Below are 7,848 nucleotides of genomic sequence, written 5' to 3' on the forward strand. Positions count from 1 at the left end.
ACCACGTGCGCGTCGGGATCGTACCGGCGCGCGACCGCTATCGGCGCACGGGGGGCGTGTTTGTGGGCGTTGGTGAGCGCCTCCTGCACGATCCGGTACGCCGCGTGGTCGACGGCGGCGGGCAGCGCACGCCGCTCCCCCTCCTTGCGGAAGGACACCTCCGCCCCGGCGGCGCGCGAGGACTCGACGAGACCCTCGATCCCGTCCACCCCGCCCCGGCCGCCGGACGCACCCGCCGACGTCGGCGCCGGCGGCACCGCCGTCGACTCGTCGTGCAGCACGCCCACCACCTCGCGCAGCTCCCGCATCGCGGCCACCGCCGCCTGCCGCAGCACGCCGACCGCCTCGCGCTGCCGGTCGGTGAGCGTGCGGTCCACCTCCAGCGCGCCGGAGTGCACCGAGATCAGCGCGAGCTGGTGGCCGAGGCTGTCGTGCATGTCCTGGGCGATCCGGTGCCGCTCGCGCAGCCGCGCCTGGTGCACCACCATGACGCGCTCGCGCACCAGCTGGTCGTTGCGCTCCCGCAGCGCGTCCAGGAGCGCGCGGCGCTGCGCCCGGTAGCGCCCCCACAGGGCGGGCAGCACCGCCGTGATCAGGAAGCCGCCCAGCGAGATCGCGATGATCGCCTTCGGCGACATCGAGCCGGCGTCCTTCAGCACGCCGGTCACGGTGAACAGCACCCAGCTCGCGACGAAGGTCGCGACCAGCACGCCGACCCGGCGCACCCGCGCGCCGGCCGCCCAGCCCGCCACGACGAGCAGCGGGAGCGGTCCGGGGGCCCAGCCGGCCACGGCCGCCGTCACCAGCAGGACGCTCGCGGGGAAGGCCCGCCGCAGCAGGAACAGCAGGACGGTCCCGATCCCGACCGGCACCGCGAAGCCGGTGCTGCCGACGACCTCCAGCAGGACGGCGAACCCGCCCAGCAGCAGGACGGACAGCACCTCGCGCACCACCGCCCAGGGACCCCAGGGACCGGGCAGCGCCGTCCGTACCGCCTTCGTGCAGGCCCGTGCAATCGCGTTCACCCGTCCGAGGCTAACCGGACCGAGGGGCCCGCCGCCGTCACCCTTCGTAGCGCCGCCTCCCGACGAAAGTCGCCGCCCGCGCCTCACCGTTCGGCGACCCCGCGGAACTCGGTGAGCAGCAGCGCGACGTCGTCCACCCGGTGCGTGGAGCCGACCTCCCGCAGCACCCGGTCCGCGAGCCCCTCCAGCCCCTCCCCTCCGGGGCGTCCGAGCACGGTCCGCAGCCGCTCAAGCCCCTGGTCGATCGGCACCGCCGGATCCTCCACCAGCCCGTCCGTGTACAGGGCGACCACCGACCCGGCCGCCAGGCGCAGCTCGCTGACCGGGTACTCCGCGACGTCCTCCACCCCCAGCAGCGGCCCGCCCGCCAGGTCCAGCACCTCCGCCGACCCGCCGGGCCGGCGCAGCAGCGGCGGCAGGTGCCCGGCGCGGGCGATCCGGACGGTGCCGTCGGCCGGGGTGAGCCGCACCAGGCAGCAGCTGGCGAGCAGCCCGGGGTCGAGGTCGAGGAGCAGCCGGTTGGTGCGGGCGAGGACGCGGTCGGGCGGTTCGCCGCCGCTGGCGAAGGCGCGGACGGCGCTGCGCAGCTGGCCCATGGTGGCGGCGGCGGCGACGCTGTGGCCCTCGACGTCGCCGATGACGAGGGTGAGGTCGCCGCCGGTGACGATCGCGTCGTACCAGTCGCCGCCGATCTCCATGCCCTGGGTGCCGGGCAGGTAGCGGGCGGCGGTGCGCACGCCGGGGACGTCGGGCAGCCGGTGCGGCAGCAGGGCCTGCTGGAGGCCGCGGGCGAGGGCGAACTCGGCGTCGTAGAGGCGGGCGCGTTCCAGGGCCTGGGCGATGAAGCCGCCGAGGGCGGTGAGCAGGCCGCGTTCCTCGGTGGTGAAGGGGCGGGGCCGGTCGAAGCCGAGGATGCAGCTGCCGACGGGGTGGCCGGAGGCGATGAGCGGCAGGAAGGCCCAGGCGCCCATCTCGTCGAGGGCGATGCCGGGGTAGGCGGCGGAGAGCTCGTGGACGTCCTCGAAGAAGATCGGGGTGCCGGTGCTGAGCGTCTCGGCGCCGGGGACGCGGGCGCTGATGGGGGTGCCCTCGAAGCGGTCGAGGAACCCGTCGGGGTAGCCGGCCTGGGAGACGAGGTGGAGGCGCTTGTCGCGGACGGCGTAGATGGCGAGCTCCTGGCCGCCGAAGGCCGGGAGGATCTGCTCGGAGACGGCCCGGCAGACGTCGGCGACGCTGGCCGCCTCGGTGAGGGCGCTGGCGAGCTGGAGCAGGTGGTAGGTGTCGCCGAGGCCGGGGCGGACGCCGCGCGGTGGTGCCGGGGGCGCGCCGGCCGTGCCGGGCGGGGCCTCGGCGGCGACGACCCGGCCGGTGACGCCGTGCGCGTCCGGGTAGAGGGAGAAGGCCAGCCAGCCGCCCGGCGGGCGGGTGGCGAGGAATGCGGTGGGCTGCTGGGAGAGCATCGCGGCCCGGTAGCGGTTCTCGTAGAAGGGGTCGGCGAGCCAGGGCATGGCCTCCCAGGGGAGGCGACCGATCAGTTCCTCGCGCACCGCGCCGAGCAGTGGTTCGACGCCGCGGTTGGCGTAGGTGATGCGGCCGTCGGGGTCGAGCGAGAAGACGCCCTCGCGCAGCCGCTCGACGGCCGCCGCGGCGGCGGTGAGGGTGCGGGTGTCCAGGACGGCGCCGACGAGGTGGGTGCCGTACTCGTCGATGGCCTTCGGCACGCGCGCCCAGAGCTCCACGGGGTACGGGCGGCCGTCGCGGCCGAGCACGCGCACCCGGGCGGCCAGCACCTCGCCGTGTTCGAGGGCGAGCTTGGCGGCGGCCCGGAACTCGGGCAGGTCGCCGGGGGCGATCCGGGCGGTGAGCGAGGTGACGCGGCCGTCGAACTCGCCGGGCGCGAAGCCGAAGATCTCCCGGAACTGCTCGTCGGCGGCGAGCGCGCCGGTGACGGTGTTCCAGTCGAACAGGCCCACCCGGGTGGTCGGCACGGACGGCGCGGGCAGCTCCACCACCGGGCTGTCCCCGTTCGGCTCGACGGCCCGCCCGGCCGCCTCCAGCCCGGCGAGCCCGGCCGCCAGGCGCTCGGCGACCGACCGCAGCCGGTGCGGCGCGCCCGGCGGCACCCCGTCGTCGGAGGCCGCCCACAGCACGCTGAGCACGCCGAACCGGTCCTCGCCCGCCGTCACCGGCACGCACGCGGAGGCGAAGTCGTACGGCATGCCGACCGCGAGCTGCGGGAAGCGCCGCATGGTGTCCTCGCTGTCGGCGAGGGTGATCGTCCGCCCGGTGCGGAAGCTGACCGCCACCGGCAGCGGCCCGGCCGCCGCGACCCGCCGGAACGGGCTCATGATCGACAGCGGCACCCCGGCGATCGTGCACAGCACCAGCGACCGCCGGTCCCGCGAGCACAGGTGCACCATCGCCCCGTACGCCCCCGTCCCGCCGAGCACCGCCCGGACGGCGTCCGCCAGCAGGGCGTCCCGTTCGTGCGCCGCCCCGGCGGCGGCATCGGGCTCGCGGGGACGGTGCGGCCCGTTCGGACCGCCGGGCTCACCCTGGCGCATGCTCTTTTGCTACGCCGGGCCCCGAACGCTGTCAAGGCGAACCCCACCCGGCCCACCGGCCCCGCGCGCCCCGCCCGTCACTGCCGGTGGCCACCGATCTGCGGGAGCCGTTGCCGTCCCGGGTCTCTCTGTTACGCCTCCGGGACACATATATACGAACCGGTTCTCCGGATCGGGGCGTCCTCTGGGCTGATCGGGCGCACGACCGGGTGGCGTCCGCGGAACGTAGGGGTGGACCATGCGGGTTGGCAAGGGAGTGGCGGTCGCGGCGACGGTGCTGGCGCTGGGGCTCGGGGCGGCGGCGTGCAACGACGACGCGGCGTCGACGGCCGCGGCGCCGACAGCGGCGGCAACGGCCGCGGCGACGGGAGGTGCCACCACCCCGGCGCCGTCCAAGAGCGCCCCCGCTCCCGCGTCCCCCGGCAAGGCCTCCACCCGCTGCCACACCGCCGACCTCAAGGCCGACGTCCAACTGCAGCCGGACTTCCCCGGGTCCGCGATGGTGCTGCTCACCAACAAGGGCTCCCGCACCTGCACGGTGAACGGCTACCTCGGCTACGGCGGCCTCGGCGCGGACAACAGCCCGATCGTGACCGGCAGTTCGCGCGTCGCCCACCCCGGGGCGCCGGTCGAGGCCGACCTCAAGCCGGGCGCCACGGCCTTCTCCGGCCTCAAATGGGCGTCCTGCAACAAGGCCGACCCGAAGTGCAAGGTCCTGGCCGGCATCACCGTCACCCCTCCGGACGAGACCACCCAGCTCACCGCGAACGTCATCGGCACCGACGGCAAGCCGGTCACCCAACTGACCGTCTCCGCCGCCGGTTTCACGGTCGGCTCGCTCCAACCCTCCAACCAGGGCGTGGTCTTCGCCTCCTGATGCGAGGCGGACGGCCCGCGCACACCTACCCGACGCACTGGCCGGAGGTGCACCCGCCCACCAGCTCAAGGGTGTACGTGATTACCGTGCGCCCCTCCGAACAGCTGCTGCCGTAGCAGTAGTCGAGCTGGTGCCGGCCTTCGCCCTCCTGGAGGGGATCGACGGTCCGGGTGCCCACGGCCACCCGGTCGTCGCCGGAGACGTAGTCGTAGTCCCACAGGTCCGCCGTGACGACGAACACCTTGCCGGTGGCACCGTTCGTCGGGAACAGCTTCTCGTCCCACATCTTCCACCGGTTCGCCGAGGCGATGTCGAGGGGACCGTTGGGCACCCAGACCGCGTCCGAACGGGACCGGCTCCACAGGTACTGGTCGTCGAAGACCACGTCCCCGTAGAGCTCGCCGCCGCCGGAGTCGCCGCCGTTGCGGACGTCGATGCCGTTGATCGTCATCCGCCAGACCTCGGTACCGCAGCCGTCCGCGGCGGTGGCGGAGCCGGCGGGCGTCAGCGCCAGCCCCAGGGCCAGGGCGCCCGCCGCGAGGACGGAACGTGAAGTGGGCACGGGCACTCCTCGGGTTCAGCCGAACTGGAAGCGGACCGGGAGGTGGTCCGACTGGCCGGCGCTGCGCCGCGCGTCGGTGAAGACCGCGCGGAGGACCAGCCGGGTCAGGAGGGCGGCGGCGACCACCGCGTAGTCGATCACCGCGTTGCTCTGGGGACGGGTGACCTCGCTCGGCGCGACCTCGCTCGTCCGGGAACCGGCGGTGGCCCAGCCGTTCGGGATCCGGTTCCAGTCCCCGGCGGCGACCCACGGGTACGGCCCGGCCCCCGCGACGGCGCACTCGACGGCCTGCACGATGCGCGGGCCGTCCCAGCCGCCGCGTCCGCCGCCGCCCGTCTGCGGCTGGGCCGAGGCGTGCACGGTGAACACCCAGGCGTCGATGCCCTGGGGCAGGATGCCGAGCGCGGGCCGGACGGAGGCGTTCGCGGGGTCCTGGGCGACGAGGACGTCCCGGGCGCGGCGCGCCTCCGGCACGACCAGCGCCATGTTGACGCGACCGCCGTTGGGGTCGGTCTCCGTCCAGTAGATGAAGTAGTCGCGGCCCCGGCTGCTACTGCCGACGCGCCAGCGGAACTCCCGCACGGTGTACCCGTTCCGGTTCCACGTGCGCTCCGGCGTGGTCCCGGCGGCCGGGGGCCGGCCGGCCTCCTGGAGGGCGACGACGTCGGAGTTCTGGGCCAGCGGCGCCACGTCCTGGGTCCACTTGCACTCCCCGCCGGCCGTCGAGCCCTGCATGTTCCAGGTCTCCACCGTGAAGGGCGGCAGCGCCCTGGTGGAGCGGACGACGGACCGGGACGACGAGGCGGCGGGAAGCGGTTCGGTGCGCGCCTGCGCGAAGGCCGCCCCGGCCGGCCCTGCGGCGACCGTCACGCACACGCTCACGACGAGGGCCCAGCGACGGGCAAGGGGGAACGCCATCGACTCCGCGGCCCTCTCCGGGAGCCGGCGCTCCCACGGGGTCGACCGTAGAACGGACGGCGGGAGCGGACACCCGGGGAGGGCCACAGGTGTGACACCGGGCCGCGGCCTCGGAGCGGGCCGGACGGTGAGCCTCAGTCACCTGCGTGACCGACGGCCGCCGAGCGGAAGGCGTTCGGTCGCCGCCCCGGCGGAGGAGGCCGCTACCGCTCGATCTCCCGCTTGAGGATCTTGCCGGTCGGCCCCTTCGGCAGGGCCTCGACGATCCGTACCTCGCGCGGGTACTTGTAGGGCGCGACGCGCTCCTTGACGAAGGCGCGCAGCTCGTCCGGTTCGGCGGTGGACCCCGGCTTGAGGGCGACCACGGCGGCGACCTCCTCGCCGAGGACCGGGTGCGGGACGCCGATCACGGCCGCCTCCGCGACGGCCGGGTGCTCGTAGAGGACCTCCTCGACCTCCCGCGGGTAGACGTTGAAGCCGGCGCGGATGATCAGGTCCTTCATGCGGTCCACGATCCGGAAGTGGCCGTCGGAGTCCCTGACGCCCACGTCGCCGGTGCGCAGCCAGCCGTCCGGGATCGCGGCGGCGGTGGCCTCGGGGTTCCGCCAGTACCCCTTCATCAGGTTGTGCCCGCGGATGGCGACCTCCCCCGGCTGCCCGTCGGGCAGCTCACGGCCGTGCTCGTCGACGATCCGCAGCTCGACGCCCTCGATCGGTGTGCCGACGGTGCCGGGCCTGCGGGGCCGGTCGGGGTGGTTGAAGCAGGCGACGGGGGAGGTCTCGGACAGCCCGTAGCCCTCCAGGACGGTGCAGGCGAAGGTCTCCTCGAACGCGCGCAGGACCTCGACCGGCAGGGCCGCGCCGCCCGAGATGCAGACCCGCAGCGACTCGGCACGCGTGCGGTCGTCGGCGGCGGCACCGGAGGCGGCGGCGAGCAGTGCGCTGTACATGGTGGGCACGCCGAGGAACGCGGTGACACCGTCCCGCTCGATGATCTCCAGGGCCCTGCCGGCGTCGAAGCGCGGCAGCAGGGTCGTGCAGGCGCCGGCGGCGACGGCGCAGTCCAGTCCGACCATCTGGCCGAAGGCGTGGAACAGCGGCAGACCGCCGAAGACCACGTCGCGTTCGGTCAGTTGGAGGATGGTGCCGCAGGTGACCTCGACGTTGCGGGCGATGCCGTGGTGCGTGAGCTCGGCGCCCTTGGGCCGGCCGGTGGTCCCGGAGGTGTAGAGGATCACGGCGGTGTCGGACGGCTCGCGCTCGACCAACTCCAGCTCGGAGTCTTCGAGTCGACCGCCGCCGGGGAGCCCGTCCGCACCGACCGTCAGGGCCGTCACGCCGGCCGCCCGCGCGCCGATCAGCGCTTGGTCGGCGCCGTCCCGCCAGGCCAGCAGCAGGGCCGCATCCGCGTCGGCGAGGTGGTACTCGACCTCGCGCGCCCGCAGCAGCGGGTTGAGCGGCACGACGACCGCACCGGCCCACAGGATCCCGAAGTACAGCACGGCGAAGACCGGGACGTTGGGCACCAGCAGGCCGACCCGGTCCCCCGGCCGTACGCCGGCGCGGCGCAGGAGTGCGGCCGTCCGGGCCGCGGCGTCCGCGAGTCCGCCGTAGTCGAGGACGGCGTCGTCGAGCCGCACGGCCGGGCGGCGGGGGAAGCGGGCGGCCGAATCGGCGAGGATCGCGGCGAGGTTGACCCCGGGACGGCTCACGTGCGGCTCCTTCGAAGCCCTCGGCAGGCGGCCGCGCCGCTGTCCGAGGCGCGCTTCGAGCTACCGTGGCCGCCCCGCCACCCGTTGTCAACAGATCGTCCCGGCCCCGTCACCCACGGGAACGACGGACGCGCGGGCCGCCCGGGCGGTCCCGGCGCCGGTGGGCGAAGGGGGCGGCCGGGGTGCGATC

The 7,848-nt window shown here is 75.0% G+C and carries 6 protein-coding genes; 1 reads left to right on the top strand and 5 read right to left on the bottom strand.

The window, feature by feature from the left end; all coding sequences use genetic code 11:
- Positions 1-1,025: sensor histidine kinase (locus ACFV4F_RS31850; protein ID WP_380507663.1), on the bottom strand; the 1,025-nt coding region annotated here is incomplete at its 3' end.
- Positions 1,026-1,108: 83 nt separating this feature from the next.
- Positions 1,109-3,589, bottom strand: coding sequence for a SpoIIE family protein phosphatase (locus tag ACFV4F_RS31855; protein WP_380507666.1), 2,481 nt, complete (start codon positions 3,587-3,589; stop codon positions 1,109-1,111).
- A 238-nt stretch (positions 3,590-3,827) separates the two neighbouring features.
- Here ACFV4F_RS31855 and ACFV4F_RS31860 point away from each other — a divergent pair, with 238 nt between their 5' ends.
- Positions 3,828-4,466, top strand: coding sequence for a DUF4232 domain-containing protein (locus ACFV4F_RS31860; RefSeq protein WP_380507669.1), 639 nt, complete (start codon positions 3,828-3,830; stop codon positions 4,464-4,466).
- Between the two features lie 25 nt (positions 4,467-4,491).
- Here ACFV4F_RS31860 and ACFV4F_RS31865 read toward each other — a convergent pair whose 3' ends face one another.
- From ACFV4F_RS31865 to ACFV4F_RS31875, 3 genes are all read right to left on the bottom strand, one after another.
- Positions 4,492-5,028 (bottom strand): hypothetical protein, encoded by a 537-nt coding sequence (locus tag ACFV4F_RS31865; RefSeq protein WP_380507672.1) that lies wholly within the window; start codon positions 5,026-5,028, stop codon positions 4,492-4,494.
- A gap of 15 nt (positions 5,029-5,043) precedes the next feature.
- Positions 5,044-5,946: an endonuclease/exonuclease/phosphatase family protein gene (locus ACFV4F_RS31870; RefSeq protein ID WP_380442476.1), complete on the bottom strand. Its 903-nt coding sequence runs from the start codon at positions 5,944-5,946 to the stop codon at positions 5,044-5,046.
- A 203-nt stretch (positions 5,947-6,149) separates the two neighbouring features.
- Positions 6,150-7,658 carry a long-chain fatty acid--CoA ligase gene (locus tag ACFV4F_RS31875; RefSeq protein ID WP_380507675.1) on the bottom strand — a complete coding sequence of 503 codons (1,509 nt, stop codon included), beginning with the start codon at positions 7,656-7,658 and terminating at the stop codon, positions 6,150-6,152.
- Between the last annotated feature and the right edge of the window lie 190 nt (positions 7,659-7,848).

The organism is Kitasatospora sp. NPDC059722 (assembly GCF_042733235.1).
Classification (GTDB): Bacteria; Actinomycetota; Actinomycetes; order Streptomycetales; family Streptomycetaceae; genus Kitasatospora.